This is a genomic window from Azohydromonas aeria (assembly GCF_009760915.1).
GTDB classification, from domain to species: Bacteria; Pseudomonadota; Gammaproteobacteria; order Burkholderiales; family Burkholderiaceae_C; genus Azohydromonas; species Azohydromonas aeria.
Genome location: NZ_VIDQ01000102.1, coordinates 1 through 20,145, shown reverse-complemented (window position 1 = coordinate 20,145; position 20,145 = coordinate 1). Strand labels below are relative to the sequence as shown.

The following is a 20,145-nucleotide window of genomic DNA, read 5'->3' as shown; positions in this document are numbered from 1 at the left end:
TCGTGGCTGGCGTGCCAGCTCTTTGCCGGGCGCGCCGCCTTCCTGCTGGTGGGCGCGATGATGGCCACGGCCATGAGCGCCAACGTGTTCTTCTGGATCATCCCGGGGCAGCGCAAGGTCGTGGCACAGCTGCGCGCCGGCCAGCCGGTGGACCCGATCCACGGCCAGCGCGGCAAGCAGCGCAGCGTGCACAACACGTATTTCACCTTGCCGGTGCTGATCGCCATGCTGTCGAACCACTACGGCTGGCTGTACCAGGCCAAGAACAACTGGCTGGTGCTGGTGCTCTTGATGCTGGCCGGCGCGCTGATCCGCCACAGCTTCGTCTCGCGCCACAAGGCGCACGTGCTGGGCAAGCGCACGCCCTGGGAGCATGCGGTGGTGGGCACGCTGGCGCTGGGCGCGATGGCCATCTGGCTGGCGCCGGCGCCGGTGGCGCGCACCGAGCCCGCGCTGGCCGCGGCGCAGGAGCCGGTGCGGTTCGCGCAGGTGCAGGGCGTGATCGAGCAGCGCTGCACGATGTGCCACAACGCCCAGCTGCAGAGCAAGAACGTGGCGCTGCACACGGCCGACCTCATCAAGGTCAACGCCCAGGCCGTGTACCAGCAGGCCGTGGTGCAGAAGCTCATGCCCATGAACAACGCCACGCAGATGACGGACGAGGAGCGCGCGCTGCTGCGGCGCTGGTTCGAGGCGGGGGCGCACGCGCAGTGAACTGACGCTGCCGCGATCAACCCGGTAGGAGGCCCGCTTGCGGGCCTCCTACCGGCTCACCGGCCAAGCGTTCCTTCAAGCGCTGCCCGGCCTGGAATGAAGCCTCGACGCCTGCGCTCGGCGCGGTTGAGGCCGCACACATTACCCAAGGAGACACCCATGTCCCATGCCAACACCCTGGGGCCGGCCGCCGGCGTGGCCGCGTCGGCCGCGCAGGAGGCGGCCGAGCCCGTCGAGTCGCAGCAAGCCGTGCACCCGGTCGACGAGATGCTGCCCGCGGGCAAGCTCGCTGTGCTGGGCCTGCAGCACGTGCTGGTGATGTATGCCGGCGCGGTGGCGGTGCCGCTGATCATCGGCGGCGCCTTGAAGCTGCCCAAGGACCAGATCGCCCTCCTGATCAACGCCGACCTGCTGTGCGCGGGCATCGTCACGCTGATCCAGGCCATCGGCTTCTGGCGCTTCGGCATCCGGCTGCCGGTGATGATGGGCGTCACCTTCGCCGCGGTCGGGCCGATGCTGGCCATGGCCGCGAATCCGGCGCTGGGGCTGCCGGGCATCTTCGGCTCGGTCATCGCCGCGGGGGTGTTCGCCACGCTGGCCGCGCCCTTCATCAGCCGGCTGCTGCCGCTGTTCCCGCCGGTGGTCACGGGCGTGATCATTTCCACCATCGGGCTGTCGCTGATCCGCGTGGCGGCCAACTGGGCCGGCGGCGGCGCCAACAATCCCAACTTCGGCAGCCCACTCTACCTCGGCGTGGCGCTGGCGGTGCTGCTGAGCATCGTGCTGGTCACGCGCTTCGTGCGCGGCTTCTTCGCCAACATCTCGGTGCTGATCGGATTGATCGTCGGCTTCCTGATCGCGCTGGCGCTGGGGGAGGTCAGCTTCGACGGCATCGCGCAGGCGCCGTGGATCGCGGCGGCGTATCCCTTCGCCTTCGGCGCGCCGGTGTTCGACGCAGTGGCGATCGCGACCATGTGCGTGGTGATGGTCGTGGTGATGATCGAGTCGATGGGCATGTTCCTGGCGCTGGGCGACCTGACGGGCAAGCCGCTGAACCGGGAGGACCTGGCGCGCGGCCTGCGCGTGGACGGCCTGGGCACGCTCATCGGTGGCATCCTGAATACCTTTCCGCACACCTCGTTCTCGCAGAACGTGGGGCTGGTGGGCGTCACCGGCGTGCGCAGCCGCTGGGTGTGCGTGGCGGGAGGATTCATCATGCTGGCGCTGGGGCTGCTGCCCAAGCTGGCGCTGACGGTGGCCTCGGTGCCGCAGTTCGTGCTGGGCGGCGCGGGCATCGTGATGTTCGGCATGGTGGCGGCCACGGGCATCCGCATCCTGCACGCTGTGGACGTGCGGGGCGCCAAGCGCCACAACCTCTACATCATGGCCATCAGCCTGGGCGTGGGCTTGATCCCGGAGATCTCTCCGCGCTTCTTCAACCAGATGCCGCATGCCCTGGAGCCGATCCTGCACAGTGGCATCCTGCTCGCGGCCGTGACCGCGGTCGTGCTCAACCTGCTCTACAACGGCTGGGACAAGGCGAGCGCGGAAGGCGGCCACGCGCATTGAGCGGGGCTCGAAGCGCGGCACGATCGCCGCGACTTGCCCACCGCCGCTGTGGACAACCCTGTGGCGAAGCGGATCGCGGCGGCGCCAAGTGCCTGATGCGCCAAGCGTTTGGTGGCGCTGCCTCGAAATGAGGCAGCGGCGAGCGCCGGGTGCTTACTGCGGCTGGAAGCCGCTGGCCTTGATGATGCGGGCCCAGCTGGCCGAATAGGCGCGCTCGCGGCTGCCGAGCTGCTCGCCGCTGGTGAAACCCACGGACAGGCCCATGGCGGTGAGGCGGTCCCGCACCTCCGGTTGTGCGATCACCTTGGCCAGCGCCGCCGACCACGGCTCCAGCGCCGCGCGCGGCGTGCCCGCGGGCGCGAACAGGCCGTAGAAGGGCAGCTCCTCGAAGCCCGGCAGCCCGGCCTCGCGCAGCGTGGGCACGTCGGGCAGCAGCGGCTGGCGCGCAGCGCCCATCACCGCGGCGATGCGCAGCTTGCCGGCGCGGTGGTTCTCGATGAAGTCGGGTACCGAGCCCACGCCGGCGCTGATCTGATTGCCCAGCATGTCCACGATCATCGGCGCGCTGCCGCGGTAGGGCGCGGCCACGAGGTCGAGCCTGAACTTCTCGCCGATCGACTTGACCAGGAACTCCGGCACCGAGGCCGGCGCCGGGATGCCCATGGCACCCTTGCCGCCGCCGGCGTTGCGCACCCAGGCCACGTAGTCGGCGAAGGTGCGCGCGGGCGTGGCGCCGGACAGCGCCACCGCGTTGGCGAAGGTGGCGAAGCCAGCCACCGGGGTGAAGTCGTGCGCGGTGTCGAAGCCGGGGTGCTTCACCACCAGCGGCAGGATCGAGACGGTGTGGTCGTGGGTGAGGAAGAGGGTGCTGCCGTCGGCCGGCGCGGCCTTGAGCGCCTGCGCCGCGAGCTGGCCGCCGGCGCCGGGGCGGTTCTCGACGATGACGGTGGCGCCGAGTTCGTCCTTGAAGCGCTCGGCCAGCAGCCGCGCGATGGCGTCGGTGCCGCCGCCGGGCGGAAAGCCCACCAGCAGCCGCAGCGTGCGGCCCTGGAAAGCCTGGGGACCCTGGGAGAAGGCGGGCAGGCAGGCGCTGCCCGCAAGAGTGGCCGCGGCTAGGCGGCCCAGGGCGGCGCGCCGGTTCATCGAAGTCATGGGTGATCCTGGGGAAAACTGGGATTGTCGGGGGACAAGGCTGCCGTGGCCCGGCAGGCCGGCGTGCAGGGCGGACCAGGAGCCGATCCTAGAATCCCGGGTTTGTCTGACAGCCATCTGACCAGGGAGACAACAATGAGCCCCTCCGGGATCACGCGCCGCACGGCGCTCACCGCCACCGCGCTGCTGCTGGGCAGCGCCGGGGCGCAGGCCCAGCAGGGCATCGAGGAGCGCACCCTGCGCATCGGCACCACCGTCCCGGCGGACCACCCGATCAGCCTGGGCGCCAGGAAGTTCGTGGAGATCGTCGCGGCCCGCAGCGGCGGCAAGCTCAAGGTCAAGGACTACCCGGCGCTGGCGCTGGGCCCGGAGCTGCAGCAGCAGTCCGCGCTGGTGGGCGGGGTGCAGGAAATGTTCGTGCCCAGCAGCGCGACACTGGCCGGCGCGGTGCGCGAGTTCGGGCTGCTGGACCTGCCGTTCCTGGTGCGCACCCCGGCGCAGGCCGACGCGCTCATGGATGGCCCCTTCGGCCAGGCGCTGCTGGCCCGGCTGCCGGACAAGGGTTTCATTGGGCTGGCGTTCTGGGAGAACGGCCTGCGCCACGTCACCAACAGCCGCCGCCCGGTGCAGCGCCTGGAGGACCTGCAGGGCCTGAAGATCCGCGTGCAGCAGAACCCGGTTTTCATCGACATGTTCAAGGCGCTGCAGGCCAACCCGGTGCCGATGTCCTTCGGCGAGGTCTACGGTGCGCTGGAAACCAGGGCGCTCGACGCGCAGGAGAACCCGCTGCTGGTGGCGCGCTCGGCCAAGCTGTTCGAGGTGCAGAAGTACGCCAGCACCACCGGCCATGCCTACGGCGTGATCGTGGTGCTGGTGAGCCGCAAGTTCTGGGACAAGCTCTCAGGTGAAGAGCGCAAGGTGCTGCAGGCCGCGGCGCTGGAGGCGCGCGACTACCAGCGCCGCATCAGCCGCGAGCAGTCGCGCCAGGCGGTGGACGATCTCAAGGCCGCGGGCATGCAGATCAACGAGGTTTCCGCCGCGGAGCAGGAGCGCATGCGCCAGGCGACGCAACCCGTCACCGACCGCGTGCTGCAGACCTACGACCCGGCGCTGGTCAAGCTGCTGCGCTCGGAGCTGGAGCGCGTGGCGCGCATCTCCTGACACCGGAACGGCCTGGCGGGCGCCCGGAGTCGGCGCCCGGCGCTCCACGAAGCGCTGCGCGACGCCCGTTGCGCGGCGCTTCTTCATTTTTGCCCGCTAAGCAACGCAGTTTTACATAAGAGCGATTGCACGCGGGAAATACTCAGGGTTTGCCCTGACTTGTGAGGCGGGCTGTGGCTTTTCGTGTCACGGACTGGGCGTTGCTACGTGTTAACCGACCCGCAAATCAGGGGAGAAGCCGTGAATTTTGAATACAGTTAAGGGTTTGCATTTTTCTCAACCCCGAGCGCGACGCCATGCCTGCCGATACCCCCCGCATCATCTACACGCTGACCGACGAGGCGCCCCTGCTGGCGACGTACTCGTTCCTGCCGATCATCCGCACCTTTGCCGCGCCGGCGGGCATCGACGTCGTCGAGAGCGACATCTCGGTGGCCAACCGCATCTTGGGCGAGTTCCCCGAGTACCTCACCGACATGCAGAAGCGGCCCAACACGCTGGCCGAGCTGGGCAAGAAGACGCTGGAGCCGGACGCCAACATCATCAAGCTGCCCAACATCAGCGCCTCGGTACCGCAGCTGGTGGCGGCGATCAAGGAGCTGCAGTCCAAGGGCTACCAGGTGCCCGACTTCCCGGAAGACCCGAAGACCGACGCCGAGAAGGCCATCCGCGCGCGCTACGCCAAGTGCCTGGGCAGCGCGGTGAACCCGGTGCTGCGCGAGGGCAACTCCGACCGCCGCGCGCCGCTGGCCGTCAAGAACTACGCCCGCAAGAACCCGCACAGCATGGGCGAGTGGAGCATGGCCTCGCGCACGCACGTGGCGCACATGAAGCACGGCGACTTCTATCACGGCGAGAAGTCGATGACGCTGGACCGCGCGCGCGACGTGAAGATGGAGCTCACCACCAAGAGCGGCAAGACCATCGTGCTCAAGCCGCTGGTCAAGCTGCTCGACGGCGAGATCATCGACAGCATGTTCATGAGCAAGAAGGCGCTGTGCGCCTTCTATGAGGAGCAGTTCGAGGACGCGCGCAAGACCGGCGTGATGATGTCGCTGCACGTCAAGGCCACGATGATGAAGGTCTCGCACCCCATCGTCTTCGGCCACGCCGTGAAGATCTTCTACAAGGAGGCCTTCGAGAAGCACGGCAAGCTCTTCGACGAGCTGGGCGTGAACGTCAACAACGGCATGGTGAACCTGTACGACAAGATCGCCACGCTGCCCTCGACCAAGCGCGAGGAGATCATCCGCGACCTGCACGCCTGCCACGAGCACCGCCCGGAGCTGGCGATGGTGGACTCGGCCAAGGGCATCACCAACCTGCACGCGCCCAACGACGTGATCGTGGACGCCTCGATGCCGGCCATGATCCGCATCGGCGGCAAGATGTGGGGCGCCGACGGCAAGCCCAAGGACACCAAGGCCATCATCCCCGAGTCCACCTTCGCGCGGATCTACCAGGAAGTCATCAACTTCTGCAAGACCAACGGCGCCTTCGACCCGCGCACCATGGGCACGGTGCCCAACGTCGGCCTGATGGCGCAGCAGGCCGAAGAGTACGGCTCGCACGACAAGACCTTCGAGATCCCGGAAGACGGCGTGGCCAACATCGTTGACCTCGCCACCGGCGAAGTGCTGCTGTCGCAGAACGTCGAGACCGGCGACATCTGGCGCATGTGCCAGGTCAAGGACGCCGCCATCCGCGACTGGGTCAAGCTCGCCGTCACCCGCGCGCGCAACTCGGGCATGCCCGCCGTGTTCTGGCTGGACCCGTACCGCCCGCACGAGGCCGAGCTGATCAAGAAGGTCGAGACCTACCTCAAGGACCACGACACCACGGGCCTGGACATCCAGATCATGTCGCAGGTGCGCGCCATGCGCTACACGCTGGAGCGCGTCATCCGCGGCCTGGACACCATCAGCGTCACCGGCAACATCCTGCGCGACTACCTGACCGACCTGTTCCCGATCATGGAGCTGGGCACCAGCGCCAAGATGCTGTCCATCGTGCCGCTGATGGCCGGCGGCGGGATGTACGAGACGGGTGCGGGCGGCTCGGCGCCGAAGCACGTGCAGCAGCTGGTCGAGGAAAACCACCTGCGCTGGGACTCGCTGGGCGAGTTCCTGGCCCTGGCGGTGAGCATGGAAGACCTCGGCATCAAGACCGGCAGCGCCAAGGCCAAGATCCTGGCCCGCACGCTCGACGCCGCCACCGGCAAGCTGCTCGACAACAACAAGGGCCCCTCGCCCAAGACCGGCCAGCTCGACAACCGCGGCAGCCAGTTCTACCTGGCCATGTACTGGGCACAGGAGCTGGCGTCGCAGACCGACGACGCCGAGCTGGCCGCGCACTTCGCGCCGCTGGCCAAGGCCCTGACAGAGAACGAGGCCAGGATCGTCGAGGAGCTGAACTCGGTGCAGGGCCAGCCGGTGGACATCGGCGGCTACTACTTCCCGGACCCGCAGAAGCTCAGCGCCGTGATGCGTCCGAGCGCCACCTTCAACGCCGCGCTGGAAGCCGCGCGCGTCTGAGTGCCGCGGCCACCGGGCCCCTTGCGGGCCCGGCCGGCCGGACCTGAAGCTTCAGCGAAGCGCCGCGACGGGCTGATGCCCGTCGCGGCGCTTTTTTTTCGGGCCCTTGTTGCGAACCGCAACGACGGTCGCCAGCGGTCGGGAAGCTCTTTCGGAGACCGTTGGCTACAACATACGCGACGCACTGGAAGGGCTCTGCCAGCGTTCCGATGGGCTGCGGCACGACGACGCCACCGCCTTCCTCACCCGCTTCTCCTGCCCGCCCGTTCGCTGCCGGCCGCTCCTGTCTGCCGGGCGCGACGCTTGAAGAAGTATTGAAGGCCCGACTCAGGAAGGAGCAAGGGGAGCCGGTGAGTGGCGACCTTGGGCACGCAGTCCAGGCCGGCTTTTCAGGTGCTCGATGGTTTGGCCTCAATCGGGTATGTTGTCTTGGGTTGCCGCTCAGCGCCCGATGTCCGCGTCCTCGCCCTGCCCGCCCGGCGCCTGGTCACGGCCCAGGCTGTAGAGGGCGTAGCCGCGCGCGGCCGTGCCCTGGGGCTCGTAGAACCAGCGCCCGCCCCAGGGATCGACGGGCACCGCATCGCGCAGGTACGGGCCGCGCCAGCGCGTGCGGTCCTCGCCCGCAGGTGGTTGCGTGAGCACCTGTAGGCCCTGCGCCGCGTCGGGGAAGTGCCCGACGTCGGCGCGGTAGGCCTGCAGCGCCCGGTTCAGCGCGTCGAGCTGGGCGCGGGCGATGGCGGTTTCCGGGTGCTCGCGCTGGCGCAGCATGCGCGGCGCCGCGACGCCGGCGATCAGCCCGACGACGACCAGCGCCAGCAGCGCCTCCTTGAGTGCCAGGCCGCGGGAAAGTCGGTTCGCTTGCATCGGGTTGGCAAAGTCAAAGTCCGGATTGTCGGCCCGCGCGGCGGGCCCTGGCGCTCAGCCCGTCGCGCCGTCGGCCAGGCAGCGCGCCGCGGCCAGGTCCCAGCCGGCCCAGCCGCAGCTCTTGAAGAACACGGGGCCGCCCTGCCCCGCCGCGCTGCCCGCCACCACGTCGGCCAGCGCCGGGAAGGCGGCCACGTCAAGCCCGGCCTGCAGCAGGTCGCCGGCCTCGTGGTCGGCGTCGCGGCTGTCCACGACGATGCGGCCATGGCGCGCCAGGTGGCGGCAGACCTCGGCATCCCACTCCACCATGGCCGGCGTGAAGGCGCCGACCGCGCTGACGAAGGCGTCGTCGCGCGGCCGCGCGCGCAGCGCCACCTGCTGCGCGGAAGTGCAGCTCGCCACCAGCGGGCAGTCGGCCAGCGCGGCATCGGCGTCGTCCACGCGCCGCGCCCTTAGCCCCAGCGCCTGCGCGTGCGCCACCAGCGCGTCGGCGCTGCCGGGGCTGCGCGAGGCCACCCGGAACTCGCGCACGTGCAGGCCGTCGGCAAAGGCTTCCAGGTGCGCGCGGCCCTGCACGCCCGCGCCGACGATGAGCATCGGCCCCTGCGGCCGCGGCGCCAGGCGCCGCGCGACCAGCAGCGACACGGCCGCGGTGCGCCGCGCCGTGACGGTGGGGCCGTCCAGGACCGCCAGCCGGCGCCCGTCGCGCGCGTCGAACACGACCACGTCGCCCTGGATCGCCGGCAGCCCGCGCCCGGCGTTGCCGGCCACGAAGGTGATGAGCTTGGTGATGGCCACGCGCGCGTCGGCCGCGGGCATGACGAAGAGGCTGCCGCCGTGCGCCAGCGGCTGCACGATGCGCGGCGGCACCGACACCGAGGGATCGCGCAGCAGCGCCTCGATGCAGTCGGCCAGGCGGCTCCAGGGCAGCCGGGCAGCGGTTTCAGCAGGGTTGAGCAGGGCGGCGGTCATGGGCGGCAAGGATGCACGAACCGCGCTCCGCCGCGGCGCCGGAACGCCAGGCCAAAACGCCTCGTGGCAATACCCTGCCGGGAGGTCGCCCCGCATTCAGGGGAGGGAGTAAACCCGGGCTGGGGATGCCGACAGCCTGGGTTGCCGCTTCCCACAACCGGCTGGCACCGTGCGCCCAATGGAAATTTACGTGATCAACTTGGCGCTGCATGCCCAGCGCTGGGCTGCGGCGTGGCTGCAGCTGACGCGGGTCGGCCTGCGCCCGCAGCGGCTGCCCGGCGTGCACGGCGCCTGGCTGCCGCAGCAGCAGCGCGCCGTGCTCTACAGCGAGGAACTCAACCGCCGTCAATACCACCAGCCGCTGTGCGAGGCCGAGATCGGCTGCTATGCCAGCCATCTGGCCGCGTGGCAGCGGCTGCTGCAGTCGGACGCGCCCTGCGCCGCGGTGCTGGAGGACGACGTGGACGTCGATGCCTCGCTGCCGGAGGTGCTGCGCGCCATCGAAGCGCTGCCCGGCGAATGGGACATGGTCAAGCTCATCGGGCGGCACCAGGAGAAGGTGGCGCAGGCGCAGCCGCTGTGCGAGGGCTCTTCGCTGGTGCGCTACGCCCGCGTGCCCAGCCTCACCGGCGGCTACGTGCTGCACCGCCGCGGCGCGCGCAAGCTGCTGCAGCAGCGCCGCCCCTTCGGCCGGCCGGTGGACGTGGACCTGCGCTACTGGTGGGAATGCGGGCTGGAGCTCTACGGCGTGCAGCCTTACCCGCTGCGCGAAGGGCCGATGGCCAGCGAGTCTTCCATGGTCGGGCGCGGCATCGAGCGCAGCGCCGCGATGCGCTGGCGCAAGCTGTGCCAGCAGGCGCACTACAGCTGGTGCAACCGGCGGGCGCTGCGGGCACAAGAGCAGCGGGCCTTGCCCGGGCCCGGCCCGGCGTCCGCCGCCATGACCACCACCCCGGCCGGGGTGGCGCAGCGGCTCGTGCCGCATGCCGGCCATGACGCGGGCTGAGCCGCGTGCGCGCCCGTGCCGCAACCTCGTCGTGCTGCGCGCCGGCGACGGCTCGCTGCACCGGGAATGGATCGCGGCGCCGCGGCGCGATTTCGACCTCTTCATCAGCTACTACGGCCGCACGCCCGGGCGCTGGCAGGAGGACGCCGACCACTACGAGATGCGCGCGGGCCCGAAATGGCCGGCGCTGGCCGAGCTGCTGGACGAGCAGGCGGAGCTCATCGCGGCCTACGACTGCGTCTGGTTCCCCGACGACGACCTGTCGGTGCAGCCGCACACGCTGGACCGCATGTTCGCCTTTTTCCATGCGCACCAGCTGCAGCTGGCGCAGCCGGCGCTCACGCGCAATTCCTTCCACACCTGGAACACGCTGCTGCAGGACCCGCACTCGCAGCTGCGCTACACGCGCTTCGTCGAGGTGATGGCGCCGCTCTTCAGCCGTGCCGCGCTGGGCGCCTGCCAGGACACTTTCGCCCAGAGCCACAGCGGCTGGGGGCTGGACTGGACCTGGCCGGTGCTGTGCGAGCGCGCCGGGCTCAGCGGCATCGCCGTGATCGACGCCACGCCGGTGTGGCACACGCGGCCGCTGGGCGGCGAGCTCTACCGCAACCACGCGCTGGACCCGCGCGCCGACGCCGCGCGCGTGCTCAGCCGCTACGGGCTGCAGGAAGTGCGCGCCGTGGCCAAGTACAGCGTGCTTGCGCGCGTGCAGGCCGTGCCGCTGTCGCTGCGCGAGCGGCTCGTGTTCTGGCTCAAGCGCCTCAACGGACGCCGCAAGCTGCGGCGCGACCAGAGAAGAAAGTTGACTCCCCAACCATGAACATCCTGCAGAACCTCGTCCTGCCCAACCTGGAAGTGCAGGCCCCCGAGGACCTGTACGTGCGCCTCAACGACAAGGCCTGGTGCCGGCTCGACCAGCCCGCGCTGTGCTTCGAGCCCGGCGGCGTGGCCACGACCGACACCTACTACGGCGCGCTCTCCGTCACGACCTGGCGCCGCCACTGCGCGCTGGGCGCCGTGGTGCTACAGCTCGAAGGCGAAGGCCGCTTCGTCGCCAGCCTGGGCCTGCACCGCCACGGCCAGGCGCCGGTGTGGCTGGCCGAGCGCGAGGTCGAGCTCGCCGCCGGCGCCGCCGCGGCGCAGCTGCCCGTGCCCGGCTGGGACACGCTGCCCGACGGGCTGCTGTTCCTGCGGCTGCGCGCGCTCACGCCGGGCCGCCTCACGGCCGGGCGCTGGGCGACGCCGCAGCCCGCCGTGAGCCCGGTGCGGCTGGGCCTGGTGGTGACGCACTTCAACCGCGTGGCGCAGGTCATGGGCGCGGTCGAGCGCATCCGGCGCTCGCTGCTGCGCGCGCCGGCGCTGCGCGGGCGCATCACGCTCACGGTGGTGGACAACTCGCGCAACCTGCCGCTGGCCTCCGACGCCGAGGTCAGCGTCATTCCCAACCGCAACCTGGGCGGCTCCGGCGGCTTCGCGCGCGGGATGCTGGCGCTGGCCGACGGCGCAGAGCACACGCACGTGCTGCTCATGGACGACGACGCCTCGTGCGAGCCGGAGTCCATCGCGCGCACGCTGGCGCTGCTGTCGCATGCGCGCACGCCGCGGCTGGCGGTGGCCGGCGCGCTCGTCAGCGAGCTGCACCCGTGGCAGCTGCTGGAGCACGGCGCGGGCTTCGACGGCTTCTGCATTCCCATGGGCATCGGCGCGGACCTGCGCAGCGTCTCCACGCTGCTGGACTGCGACCGGCCGCCGCGCCGCCCCGACTTCGGCGGCTGGTGGTTCTTCGCCTTCGCGCTGGCCGACGTGCGGCACTGGCCCTTCCCCTTCTTCGTGCGCGGCGACGACGTGTTCTTCGGGCTCATGAACCGCTTCGAGATCACGACGCTCACGGGCGTGGCCTGCTACGGCGAGGACTTCCATCTCAAGCACGGGCCGATGACGGCGTACCTCGACGCGCGCTACCACCTCATGCACGCGCTGCTGCGCGAGCGCGGCGCCGTGCGCGCGCTGCTGCGCGTGATCAAGCTGCGCTTCGTCAAGCCGCTGGCGGGCTACCACTACGCCAGCGCGCAGGCGCTGACGCTGGCATTGCGGCACGTCGCCGCGGGGCCGCAGTTCTTCCGCGACCACATGGACCTGGCGCAGGTGCGCACCCAGATCGCCGCGCTGCGCCCGGCCGAGAAGCTCGAGCCCATCGACCGCGCCGGGCTGGACCTGCGCACGCCGCGGCGCAGCCAGCACGAGTCGCCGCTGCGGCGCGCGGCGCGCACGCTGACGCTGCAGGGCATGCTGCTGCCGCCCGCGCTGCTGCGCAGCCGCAAGCGGGTGCTGGTGCACGACAAGGACTTCTTCGGCCGCGCCCGCGACGTCTGGCGCTTCCGTCGCGTGCTCTACCGCCACGGCCAGAGCGACACCGGCTACCTCGTGGAGCTCGACCGCGCGCGCGTCGCCGCCGAGGTCCGCGACCTGCTGCGCACGCTGCTGCCGGTGCTGCGCCGGCTGCCCGAGCTGCGCCGGGACTACGCCCAGGCGCTGCAGCAGATGGGCACGGCCGCGTTCTGGCGCGAGGTGTACGGGCTGCCGCAAGGCAGCGGCGGCGCCCCGGCCGGCGTGCCGGCCGCCCTGGATGGCGCCGCCGCCCCGGCCGGCATGGCGGTGGCGCGGCCGGCGGCCACGGCATCGCCCTCGGCCTGAAGCCGTGACGCGGCGCCGCGCGGGGCCTCAGGCTCCGCGCCGCAGCAACGGCTGGGCCTGCCTCTGATCGCTCCTGTATGGGCCCGGGAACGGTCCGGAACGTGGAGGTTGCAGCCGCAACCGCCCGCGGACTGACCGCCGCCGAACCGTCCCGGCGGCATACGGATTCATCCCGGGCCGCGGCGCAGGCCGCCGGGCCCTGCCCTTGCCGACCTGGATGGACCGGCAATCCCGCCGGCATGCCGCCAGGAGCACTCGCATGACCCAGCAGAACCAGCAGAACCAGCAGCAGAACCAGGACCAGAACCAGAACCGGCAGGAGAACCAGAACCAGGACCAGAACCGCCAGCAGAACCAGGACCAGAACCAGAACCAGAACCAGGACCAGAACCGCCAGCAGAACCAGGACCAAAACCAGAACCGGCAGCAGAACCAGAACCAGGACCAGAACCGGCAGCAGAACCAGAGCGGAAACCGCAACAACGAGGAGCGTTGAGTCCCGCATCCCGGCTTTCACAGGGCCCTGAGAGCCGCCCGGCGCCGCGCCAAGCGGTGCCGGGCCTGCACCCCACCGCATTGCCGAGCGCCGCCATGCCCACCAGCAACAAACCCTTCGAGGTCGAGGACCTCTGCCTGGAACAGCGCGTGGACGAGCTTCACGCCGTGGCCGCGCTGGACGTGGCCGTGTGCGCCGTCAAGCGGGTCGAGCGCGGGGCCGACGGCTACCGTAGCGCGCTGTGGCTGTACCCGCTGGACGGCGGCGGCGAGCCGCGCCAGCTCACCGCCGGGTCCTCGCAGGACAAGCAGCCGCGCTGGTCGCCCGACGGCCGGCGCATCGCCTTCCTCTCCGACCGCGCCGGGCTGAACCAGGTCTTCGTGATCGCGCCCGACGGCGGCGAGGCGCGCCAGGTCAGCTGGTTCAAGGGCGCGGTGACTGCCTTCGAATGGAGCCCGGACGGACGCACCCTGCTGCTTACCAGCATCGTCAACGTGGACCCGGAAGCGCGCGGCGCGCCATCGGAACTGGACGAGCCGCGCGACGCCGACGCGCCCGAAGTGGCGTGGCGGCTGCCCTTCAAGATGGACGGCGTGGGCTACCTGCTGGCGCAGCAGATCCACCTGTTCACGCTCGACGTCGAGACCGGCGAGGACCGCCGGCTCACCGAGGGTGCCTTCGAGGTGCGCGCCGCGGCCTGGTCGCCCGACGGCCGGCGCATCGTCTTCAGCCGCACGCGCGAGGGGCGGCTGGCGCATGCCACCGACCTCTGGATCATCGACGCCGACGGCGGTCATTCACGCCGGCTCACCCGTGAGCAGCCCAACACCGGCTCGCCGCAGTGGTCGCCGGACGGGCGCTGGATCGCCTTCAGCGGCAACTGCCACGAGGGCGACGCGCAGCTGCAGCTGTGGCTGGCCGAGGCGGACGGCGGCCGCACGCAGCGCCTGGGCGGCGCGGACATCGAGGTGGTGCCCAGCTCGCCCCTGTCCTGGAGCGCCGATTCCACGGCGCTGCACGTGCTCGTGGCGCAGCGCGGGCGCCAGCACCTGGAGCGCATCGCCGTGCCCGGCGGGCAGCGCCGCACGCTGGTGGACGGCGAGCGCCAGGTCGGCGCCGTGGCCTTCGCCCGCTCGCGCCTGGCCTTCTTTGCCGAAAGCGGCGAGGCGCCGCTGGCGCTCCACGCCGCGGACCTCGACGGCGGCCACGAGCGCTGCATCGGCGAGCTCAACGCCTGGTGGTTCGAGCGCACGCCGCTGTCGGCCTGCATGCGCCGCTTCGAGGTGCCCGACGGCCGCGGCGGCACCGAGGAGGTGGAGGCCTGGCTGATCCGGGCCCGGGACTCGCAGGGCCCCATGCCGGTGCTGGTGGACGTGCACGGCGGCCCGGCCAGCTACGCCGACCTGACGTTCCAGAACCATCCCTTCTGGCCGGTGCTGTGCTCGCGCGGCTGGCTGATGGTGGCGCCCAACACCGTGGGCTCGTCGAGCTACGGGCGCGACTTCGCCGGGCGGCTGCGCGGCCACTGGGGCGAGTACGACCTGGCGCAGATCCTGGCCATCGTCGAGGCGCTGCAGCGCGAGGGCCTGGCCGACGCGCGCGTGGCCATCACCGGCAGCTCCTACGGCGGCTACATGGCGGCCTGGGCCATCGGCCACTGCGACGCCTTCCGCGCCGCCGTGGTGTGCGCGCCGGTGACGAACCTGGAGACGCACTACGGCACCAGCGACAGCGGCTACTACAGCGACCCCTACGACATGTGCGGCACGCCGCGCATCGATCGCCAGACCAGCCGGCGCCTGTCGCCCATGACCGACGTGGACCGGGCGCGTACGCCAACGCTGATCCTGCAGGGCAAGGAGGACGAGCGCTGCCCGAAGTGCCAGTCCGAGGAGCTGTTCGTGAGCCTGATGTGCGCCACCGAGGCGCCGTGCGAGATGGTGCTCTACCCCGGCGGCGACCACCACGTGCTCAAGGAGGGCAAGCCCTCGCACCGCCTCGACGGCATCAACCGCCTCGTGGACTGGGTGACGCGCTGGGTGGAGGTGCCGCTGGGCGAGGGCGAGCCGCGCCGGTCCGATGGCGGCGGGCGGCGCAGCGACGCGCCCTGACCCGTCCGCGCCCGGCGCTCAGCCCAGCGCCTCGCACAGCGCCGTGAGGTTGGCCACTTCCAGGTCCGGCTCCTGCGGGTGCGGCCACAGCGCCTCGGTGCGGTTCACCCAGACCGTCTGCATGCCGGCGTCGCGCGCGCCCAGCACGTCCATGAGCACGTCGTCGCCCACGTGCAGCACCTCGTGCGGCCGCACGCCCGCCGCGTCGGCGGCGGCCTGGAACATGCGCGCGTCGGGCTTGGCCACGCCCAGCGCCAGCGCGCTGACCTGGGCCTTGAACAGCGGCGCCAGCCCGATGAGGTTCAGGTCGGCGTTGCCGTTGGACAGGCTCACCAGCGGGTAGCGCGCGGCCAGCATCTCCAGCGCCGGGCGCGCGTCGGGAAACAGCGTCACCCGCTGGCGCTCGGCGAAGAACTCGTCGAAGGCCGGCTCGGCCAGCGCCGGGTCGTCCCCGGCGCGCGACAGCGCCCGGCGGATCGACTCCAGGCGCAGCGCGCTCAGGTCGTGCTTGAGCTCGGGCCGGTCGTGCCCGACCTGGACGCGGATCTCGCGCAGCGCCTCGGGGTTGGCAAACAGCGCCGCCGTCGCCGGCGCGTGCAAGGCCAGCCAGGCGTGCAGCACTGCCTCGGCGCGGTCGATGGTCGGCCAGATCGGCCACAGCGTGTCGTCGAGGTCCAGCGAGATGGCCCGGATGGAAGCAAGGTTCAGCATGGGCGCGAGGGTAGCCGACGGCCGTGGGGCGGCGCCGGCCCGGCTCTGCTCACTGCATCTGCTGCCGCAACGCCGAGGCGTCGCCGTGGGCGCGCTGCAGCGCCTGCTCCAGCGCCGGATCGACGTTGCCGCTGGCGCGGCAGGCCTGCACCGCCTGGTCGCCGAGCTGTTCCAGCGTTTCGACCATGCCGCGCAACTGGCCCTGGTCCACCGCCGGCTGCGCCGCCTGCTGCTGCCCCGGCGCCTCGCCCTGCTGCTGTTGCAGCAGCGGCGTGCAGGCCTCGCGCGCCTGGCGCGCCTGCCAGTACATCTTGTCCACGCACTCGCGCACCTCGGCCGGCACCGCGTTGCCGTAGGACGCGCGCTTGGCGTCCTCGGCGGACTGCGCCACCTCGTTGATGCGCCGCCTCAACTGTTGCTGCTCCATCTGCATCACGTACTCCTGGAGCGTCCCTTCGGACGCGACGCGTCCCGGGCGGCAAGCCCCATGCCGCGCGCCGGACCGCCACGAGGCACGTCGATTGCTGCAGTGCAGCAATGGATTCCTCATCGCTTCATTCCCCGGCGCCGGACGCCGCACTGTCCACGTCCGGAACCGGGCCCTGGCCCGCGGCCGGCACCGTCAGCCTGGCCCTGTCCGGCGGCAACGCCCTGGGCGCCTACGCCGCCGGCGCCTGCGAGGCGCTGCTCGACGCGGGCTGCCCGCTGCAGCTCATCTCCGGCGCCTCCATCGGTGCCGTCAATGCCGCCATCGTGGCCGGCAATCCGCCGCACCTGCGCGCGCCGCGGCTGCGCGAGTTCTGGCGCCAGGCGTCGATGTGGGGCGTGGCGGCGCTGGCGCCCGCAGGCGGCCGGGCGCGCGACGTCTACAACAAGCTGCACGCGATGCAGACGCTGATGCTGGGCCGCCCGGGGCTGTTCACGCCGCGCACCTCGGGCTTCCTGTCGCTGCTGCCCGGCACGCCGGGCGACGTGGGCCTGTTCGACAACCGGCCGATGCTGGCGACGCTGGCGCGGGTGGTGGATTTCGACTATCTGAACCAGGCGGCGCTGCCGCTGGTCATCGGCGCCGTCGACCTGGAAAGCGGCGAGCCGGTCTATTTCGACAGCCGCCGGCAGGCCATCGAGCCGCGCCACCTGCTGGCCAGCACCGCCTTCATTCCCGGTTTCCCGCCCGTGGAGATCGACGGGCGGCTGCTGGGCGACCCCGGCATGCTGTGCAACCTGCCGCTGGACCCGCTGCTCGCCGACCCGCCCGGCGGCGACCACCTGTGCTTCGCCGTGGACCTGTTCGACGCCCGCGGCGGACGGCCCTTCTCCATGGACACGGCGCTGGAGCGCACGCAGGACATCGCCTTCGCCTCGCAGTCGCTGCGCACCATCGACGCCTTCCGCCGCGAGTACCGGCTGCGCCACCTGCTGCAGCGCCAGCGCCCGCACGCCGTGCCGGCGCTGCGCGACGCGGCGCTGGAGGACGAGCGAGAAGCGGTGGCCGGGCGCGGCGACGAGACCACCGTGGCGCTGCTGGCCTACCAGCCGCCGGCGCACGAGGTGTCGGCCAAGGCGCTGGAGTTCTCGATGCCCTCCATCCAGGAGCGCTGGAGCGCGGGCGAGGAGGACATGCGCGCCGCGCTGGCGGCGCTGCAGGCGGGCCGGGCCACGACGCGCGACCCGGGTTTCACGTTCTACGACGGCCGCCGGCCGGTGCGGCAGGACGAGACGGCCCTGCACGGCGCCGAGGCGGCCTGAGCCACTCCGGACGCCACGCGGGGGGCGGCGGGGGCGGAGCGGGTGCCGTTGTCGCCAGGCGTCAAGGACATGTCGCAAACGGCAGCGTCCGGGCCTGCGCCTCGCCGCACGATGGGCTTTCTCCCCCATCGTCCCAAGCGCACGCCATGTCCCCTTCCGCAGACTGCCAGGCTCACCTTCCCACGGCCGGCGCCATGGCCGCAGCGCGCCAGTTCGCGCTGGCGCTGCACGGCAGCGGGCTGCTGGAGCAGACCTGGCGCCTGCGCTGCGAACTGCGCGGCGCGCCACGCAGCGGCCTGTGCGGCGACCTCCTGCTGGGCCTCGAAGGCGTGGAGCCCCGGGAAGCCGATGTGCAGGCCAGCAGCGAGCGGCTGCGCCGCATCCGCGGCCGGTGCGAGCTGCGGCTGCTCGGCCAGCGGCGCATCGCTTTCGACGCGCGCCGCCACCTGAGCCACGAGCCCGGCGGCTGCCCGCCCTCGGCGTGCGACATCCGCCTCTCGGCTTTCGATCCGGCGGGCCTGCTGCTGCTGGCGCGCTCGTACCGGGTGGCGGCGGGCGACACCGGGAAACTGGCCGGCTGAGACGTCCGAATTCGAAATCCAGGTTGCAGGTCCGAATTTACGGAATTCTTTCTGGAGTGGAAGCGGCCTTGGAAGATCAATTCTTCCAGCACGATTATTTGGGTAGCCGGCATTTTGATTGACCTTTCCACTGAAACCCGGCCACATCCGCTGCGGAAATCCAGTCATCGGATGCCCAACCCTGTCGCATGCGTTCAATTGCATGTCCACCCTGTGCAAGCGGCCGGGCAATGCGCCTGAAGAATCGCGCGACGGGCTGCCGCCTCGGCCCGCTGGCCTGGCGGTGAGATCCGCCCTGCAGCGTCGCCATGGCAGCCCGAAACCTGGTATTTCAACGGTAGGAGACGAAACATGAGTTCCAGCAACCGCGGCGTGGTTTACATGGGCCCCGGCAAAGTGGAGGTCCAGAATATCGATTTTCCCAAGCTGGTCGATCCGCGCGGGCGCACCGCCGAGCATGGCGTCATTTTGCGCGTGGTATCCACCAATATCTGCGGATCGGACCAGCACATGGTGCGCGGCCGCACCACGGCGCCCCTGGGGCTGGTGCTGGGCCACGAGATCACCGGCGAGGTGATCGAGAAGGGCCGCGACGTGGAGACGCTGCAGGTCGGGGACATCGTCTCCGTGCCCTTCAACGTCGCCTGCGGCCGTTGCCGCACCTGCAAGGAAACGCACACCGGCGTGTGCCTGAGCGTGAACCCGGCGCGCGCCGGCGGCGCCTACGGCTACGTGGACATGGGCGGCTGGGTCGGCGGCCAGGCCGAGTACGTCATGGTCCCGTACGCCGACTTCAACCTGCTGCGCTTCCCCGACCGGGCGCAGGCGCTGGAGAAGATCCGCGACCTGACCTGCCTGTCCGACATCCTGCCCACGGGCTACCACGGCGCCGTCACGGCCGGCGTGGGGCCGGGCAGCACGGTCTACATTGCCGGCGCCGGGCCGGTCGGGCTGGCGGCCGCCGCCTCGGCACGGCTGCTGGGCGCGGCATGCGTGATCGTCGGCGACGTCAACCCGGTACGGCTGGAGCATCCGCGCCAGCTTGGCTACCAGACGGTGAACCTGTCGCTGGACGCCTCGCTGGCGGACCAGGTGGCGCAGATCCTGGGCACGCCCGAGGTCGATTGCGCGGTGGACGCGGTGGGCTTTGAGGCCCGCGGCCACGGCCACGAGGGCGCCCAGCACGAGGCGCCGGCCACGGTGCTGAACTCGCTCATGGAAATCACGCGCGCGGCCGGCGCCATCGGCATTCCCGGCCTGTACGTCACGGACGACCCCGGCGCCGTGGACGAGGCCGCCAAGCGCGGCTCGCTGAGCGTGCGCCTGGGCCTGGGCTGGGCCAAGTCGCACAGCTTCTTCACCGGGCAAACGCCGGTCATGAAGTACAACCGCGCGCTGATGCAGGCCATCCTGTGGGACCGCATCAACATCGCCGACACGGTGGGCGTCGAGGTCATCTCGCTGGACGACGCGCCCAAGGGCTACGAGGCCTTCGACCACGGCGCGCCGCGCAAGTACGTGCTCGACCCCCACGCCCTGCTGCGCAAGGCGGCCTGACCCGCGCACTGCGCGAAAGGGCCGCGACACGGGTGTCGCGGCCCTGGACCCGGTAGTTCCGGGTGGTGTGCGCCGGTGCCGCGCCGGCCCGATGCCGGCGGATCGAACTCAAGCCGGCAGTGCCTGCCCGCGCCGCGGCGCCGGCACGCCGGCCTCCAGCAGCGGCGACAGCAGCGGGTCGGCGCACTGGCGCGCCTCCACCACGCGCAGCCCGTAGGGCCGCGCATTGCGCTCGATGAGCTTCCAGACGTAGTCGGCGAAGCTGCGCCGGAAC

General features: G+C 71.3%; 17 protein-coding genes. 12 read left to right on the top strand and 5 right to left on the bottom strand.

What is annotated here, in order from left to right:
- Both FJ694_RS32650 and FJ694_RS32645 read left to right on the top strand, forming a co-directional pair.
- Positions 1–714: urate hydroxylase PuuD (locus FJ694_RS32650; RefSeq protein ID WP_198321121.1), on the top strand; the 714-nt coding region annotated here is incomplete at its 5' end.
- A gap of 267 nt (positions 715–981) precedes the next feature.
- Positions 982–2,283, top strand: coding sequence for a nucleobase:cation symporter-2 family protein (locus FJ694_RS32645; RefSeq protein ID WP_232540329.1), 1,302 nt, complete (start codon positions 982–984; stop codon positions 2,281–2,283).
- Positions 2,284–2,436: 153 nt separating this feature from the next.
- On the opposite strand, the gene FJ694_RS32640 is transcribed toward FJ694_RS32645, so the two are convergent.
- Entirely contained in the window at positions 2,437–3,435 is a 999-nt protein-coding gene (locus FJ694_RS32640) for a Bug family tripartite tricarboxylate transporter substrate binding protein (RefSeq protein WP_157271705.1), read from the bottom strand.
- A 135-nt stretch (positions 3,436–3,570) separates the two neighbouring features.
- Between FJ694_RS32640 and FJ694_RS32635 the strand changes: the two genes are divergently transcribed.
- Positions 3,571–4,596 (top strand): TRAP transporter substrate-binding protein, encoded by a 1,026-nt coding sequence (locus FJ694_RS32635; RefSeq protein ID WP_157271704.1) that lies wholly within the window; start codon positions 3,571–3,573, stop codon positions 4,594–4,596.
- A 296-nt stretch (positions 4,597–4,892) separates the two neighbouring features.
- Entirely contained in the window at positions 4,893–7,130 is a 2,238-nt protein-coding gene (locus tag FJ694_RS32630) for an NADP-dependent isocitrate dehydrogenase (RefSeq protein ID WP_157271703.1), read from the top strand.
- A 441-nt stretch (positions 7,131–7,571) separates the two neighbouring features.
- On the opposite strand, the gene gspG is transcribed toward FJ694_RS32630, so the two are convergent.
- Together gspG and FJ694_RS32620 are read right to left on the bottom strand one after the other, a co-directional pair.
- Positions 7,572–7,994, bottom strand: coding sequence for a type II secretion system major pseudopilin GspG (gene gspG / locus FJ694_RS32625; protein WP_157271702.1), 423 nt, complete (start codon positions 7,992–7,994; stop codon positions 7,572–7,574).
- Between the two features lie 54 nt (positions 7,995–8,048).
- On the bottom strand, positions 8,049–8,966 hold the full coding sequence (locus FJ694_RS32620) for a delta(1)-pyrroline-2-carboxylate reductase family protein (protein WP_157271701.1): 918 nt from the start codon (positions 8,964–8,966) through the stop codon (positions 8,049–8,051).
- 190 nt (positions 8,967–9,156) lie between these two features.
- On the opposite strand from FJ694_RS32620, the gene FJ694_RS32615 reads away from it, so the two are divergent.
- The 5 genes from FJ694_RS32615 to FJ694_RS32595 all read left to right on the top strand — a co-directional run bounded on the left by FJ694_RS32615 (position 9,157) and on the right by FJ694_RS32595 (position 15,273).
- Entirely contained in the window at positions 9,157–9,972 is an 816-nt protein-coding gene (locus FJ694_RS32615; RefSeq protein WP_157271700.1) for a glycosyltransferase family 25 protein, read from the top strand.
- Positions 9,959–10,792 carry a DUF707 domain-containing protein gene (locus FJ694_RS32610; protein WP_157271699.1) on the top strand — a complete coding sequence of 278 codons (834 nt, stop codon included), beginning with the start codon at positions 9,959–9,961 and terminating at the stop codon, positions 10,790–10,792. The genes FJ694_RS32615 and FJ694_RS32610 overlap by 14 nt, the downstream gene beginning before the upstream one ends.
- Positions 10,789–12,666, top strand: coding sequence for a glycosyltransferase family protein (locus FJ694_RS32605; protein WP_157271698.1), 1,878 nt, complete (start codon positions 10,789–10,791; stop codon positions 12,664–12,666). The genes FJ694_RS32610 and FJ694_RS32605 overlap by 4 nt, the downstream gene beginning before the upstream one ends.
- Positions 12,667–12,925: 259 nt before the next feature.
- Positions 12,926–13,162, top strand: a complete 237-nt coding sequence (locus tag FJ694_RS32600; protein WP_157271697.1) for a hypothetical protein — start codon at positions 12,926–12,928, stop codon at positions 13,160–13,162.
- A gap of 95 nt (positions 13,163–13,257) precedes the next feature.
- Positions 13,258–15,273: a S9 family peptidase gene (locus FJ694_RS32595; RefSeq protein WP_157271696.1), complete on the top strand. Its 2,016-nt coding sequence runs from the start codon at positions 13,258–13,260 to the stop codon at positions 15,271–15,273.
- 18 nt (positions 15,274–15,291) lie between these two features.
- Here the strand turns inward: FJ694_RS32595 and FJ694_RS32590 are convergent, their stop codons facing one another.
- Together FJ694_RS32590 and FJ694_RS32585 are read right to left on the bottom strand one after the other, a co-directional pair.
- Positions 15,292–15,984: an HAD family hydrolase gene (locus FJ694_RS32590; protein WP_157271695.1), complete on the bottom strand. Its 693-nt coding sequence runs from the start codon at positions 15,982–15,984 to the stop codon at positions 15,292–15,294.
- 49 nt (positions 15,985–16,033) lie between these two features.
- Positions 16,034–16,417 carry a hypothetical protein gene (locus FJ694_RS32585; protein WP_157271694.1) on the bottom strand — a complete coding sequence of 128 codons (384 nt, stop codon included), beginning with the start codon at positions 16,415–16,417 and terminating at the stop codon, positions 16,034–16,036.
- 104 nt (positions 16,418–16,521) lie between these two features.
- Between FJ694_RS32585 and FJ694_RS32580 the strand changes: the two genes are divergently transcribed.
- The 3 genes from FJ694_RS32580 (at position 16,522) to fdhA (ending at position 19,871) form a co-directional block, all read left to right on the top strand.
- Complete coding sequence (locus tag FJ694_RS32580) at positions 16,522–17,733, top strand: patatin-like phospholipase family protein (RefSeq protein WP_157271693.1); 1,212 nt, start codon at positions 16,522–16,524, stop codon at positions 17,731–17,733.
- Positions 17,734–17,879: 146 nt separating this feature from the next.
- The gene (locus FJ694_RS32575) at positions 17,880–18,314 is read left to right on the top strand and encodes a serine dehydratase beta chain (RefSeq protein WP_157271692.1); all 435 of its coding nucleotides are present in this window, start codon (positions 17,880–17,882) and stop codon (positions 18,312–18,314) included.
- A gap of 351 nt (positions 18,315–18,665) precedes the next feature.
- Positions 18,666–19,871 carry a formaldehyde dehydrogenase, glutathione-independent gene (fdhA, locus tag FJ694_RS32570; RefSeq protein ID WP_157271691.1) on the top strand — a complete coding sequence of 402 codons (1,206 nt, stop codon included), beginning with the start codon at positions 18,666–18,668 and terminating at the stop codon, positions 19,869–19,871.
- Positions 19,872–20,145: the final 274 nt, after the last annotated feature.

Coding starts and splice junctions, on each gene's coding strand:
- FJ694_RS32595 (WP_157271696.1), top strand. CDS start 13,258: ATGCCCACCAGCAACAAACCCTTCGAGGTCGAGGACCTCTGCCTGGAA.
- FJ694_RS32600 (WP_157271697.1), top strand. CDS start 12,926: ATGACCCAGCAGAACCAGCAGAACCAGCAGCAGAACCAGGACCAGAAC.
- FJ694_RS32610 (WP_157271699.1), top strand. CDS start 9,959: ATGACGCGGGCTGAGCCGCGTGCGCGCCCGTGCCGCAACCTCGTCGTG.
- FJ694_RS32590 (WP_157271695.1), bottom strand. CDS start 15,984: ATGCTGAACCTTGCTTCCATCCGGGCCATCTCGCTGGACCTCGACGAC.
- FJ694_RS32575 (WP_157271692.1), top strand. CDS start 17,880: ATGTCCCCTTCCGCAGACTGCCAGGCTCACCTTCCCACGGCCGGCGCC.
- FJ694_RS32645 (WP_232540329.1), top strand. CDS start 982: ATGCTGCCCGCGGGCAAGCTCGCTGTGCTGGGCCTGCAGCACGTGCTG.
- FJ694_RS32580 (WP_157271693.1), top strand. CDS start 16,522: ATGGATTCCTCATCGCTTCATTCCCCGGCGCCGGACGCCGCACTGTCC.
- FJ694_RS32585 (WP_157271694.1), bottom strand. CDS start 16,417: ATGCAGATGGAGCAGCAACAGTTGAGGCGGCGCATCAACGAGGTGGCG.
- gspG (WP_157271702.1), bottom strand. CDS start 7,994: ATGCAAGCGAACCGACTTTCCCGCGGCCTGGCACTCAAGGAGGCGCTG.
- fdhA (WP_157271691.1), top strand. CDS start 18,666: ATGAGTTCCAGCAACCGCGGCGTGGTTTACATGGGCCCCGGCAAAGTG.
- FJ694_RS32605 (WP_157271698.1), top strand. CDS start 10,789: ATGAACATCCTGCAGAACCTCGTCCTGCCCAACCTGGAAGTGCAGGCC.
- FJ694_RS32635 (WP_157271704.1), top strand. CDS start 3,571: ATGAGCCCCTCCGGGATCACGCGCCGCACGGCGCTCACCGCCACCGCG.
- FJ694_RS32620 (WP_157271701.1), bottom strand. CDS start 8,966: ATGACCGCCGCCCTGCTCAACCCTGCTGAAACCGCTGCCCGGCTGCCC.
- FJ694_RS32630 (WP_157271703.1), top strand. CDS start 4,893: ATGCCTGCCGATACCCCCCGCATCATCTACACGCTGACCGACGAGGCG.
- FJ694_RS32640 (WP_157271705.1), bottom strand. CDS start 3,435: ATGACTTCGATGAACCGGCGCGCCGCCCTGGGCCGCCTAGCCGCGGCC.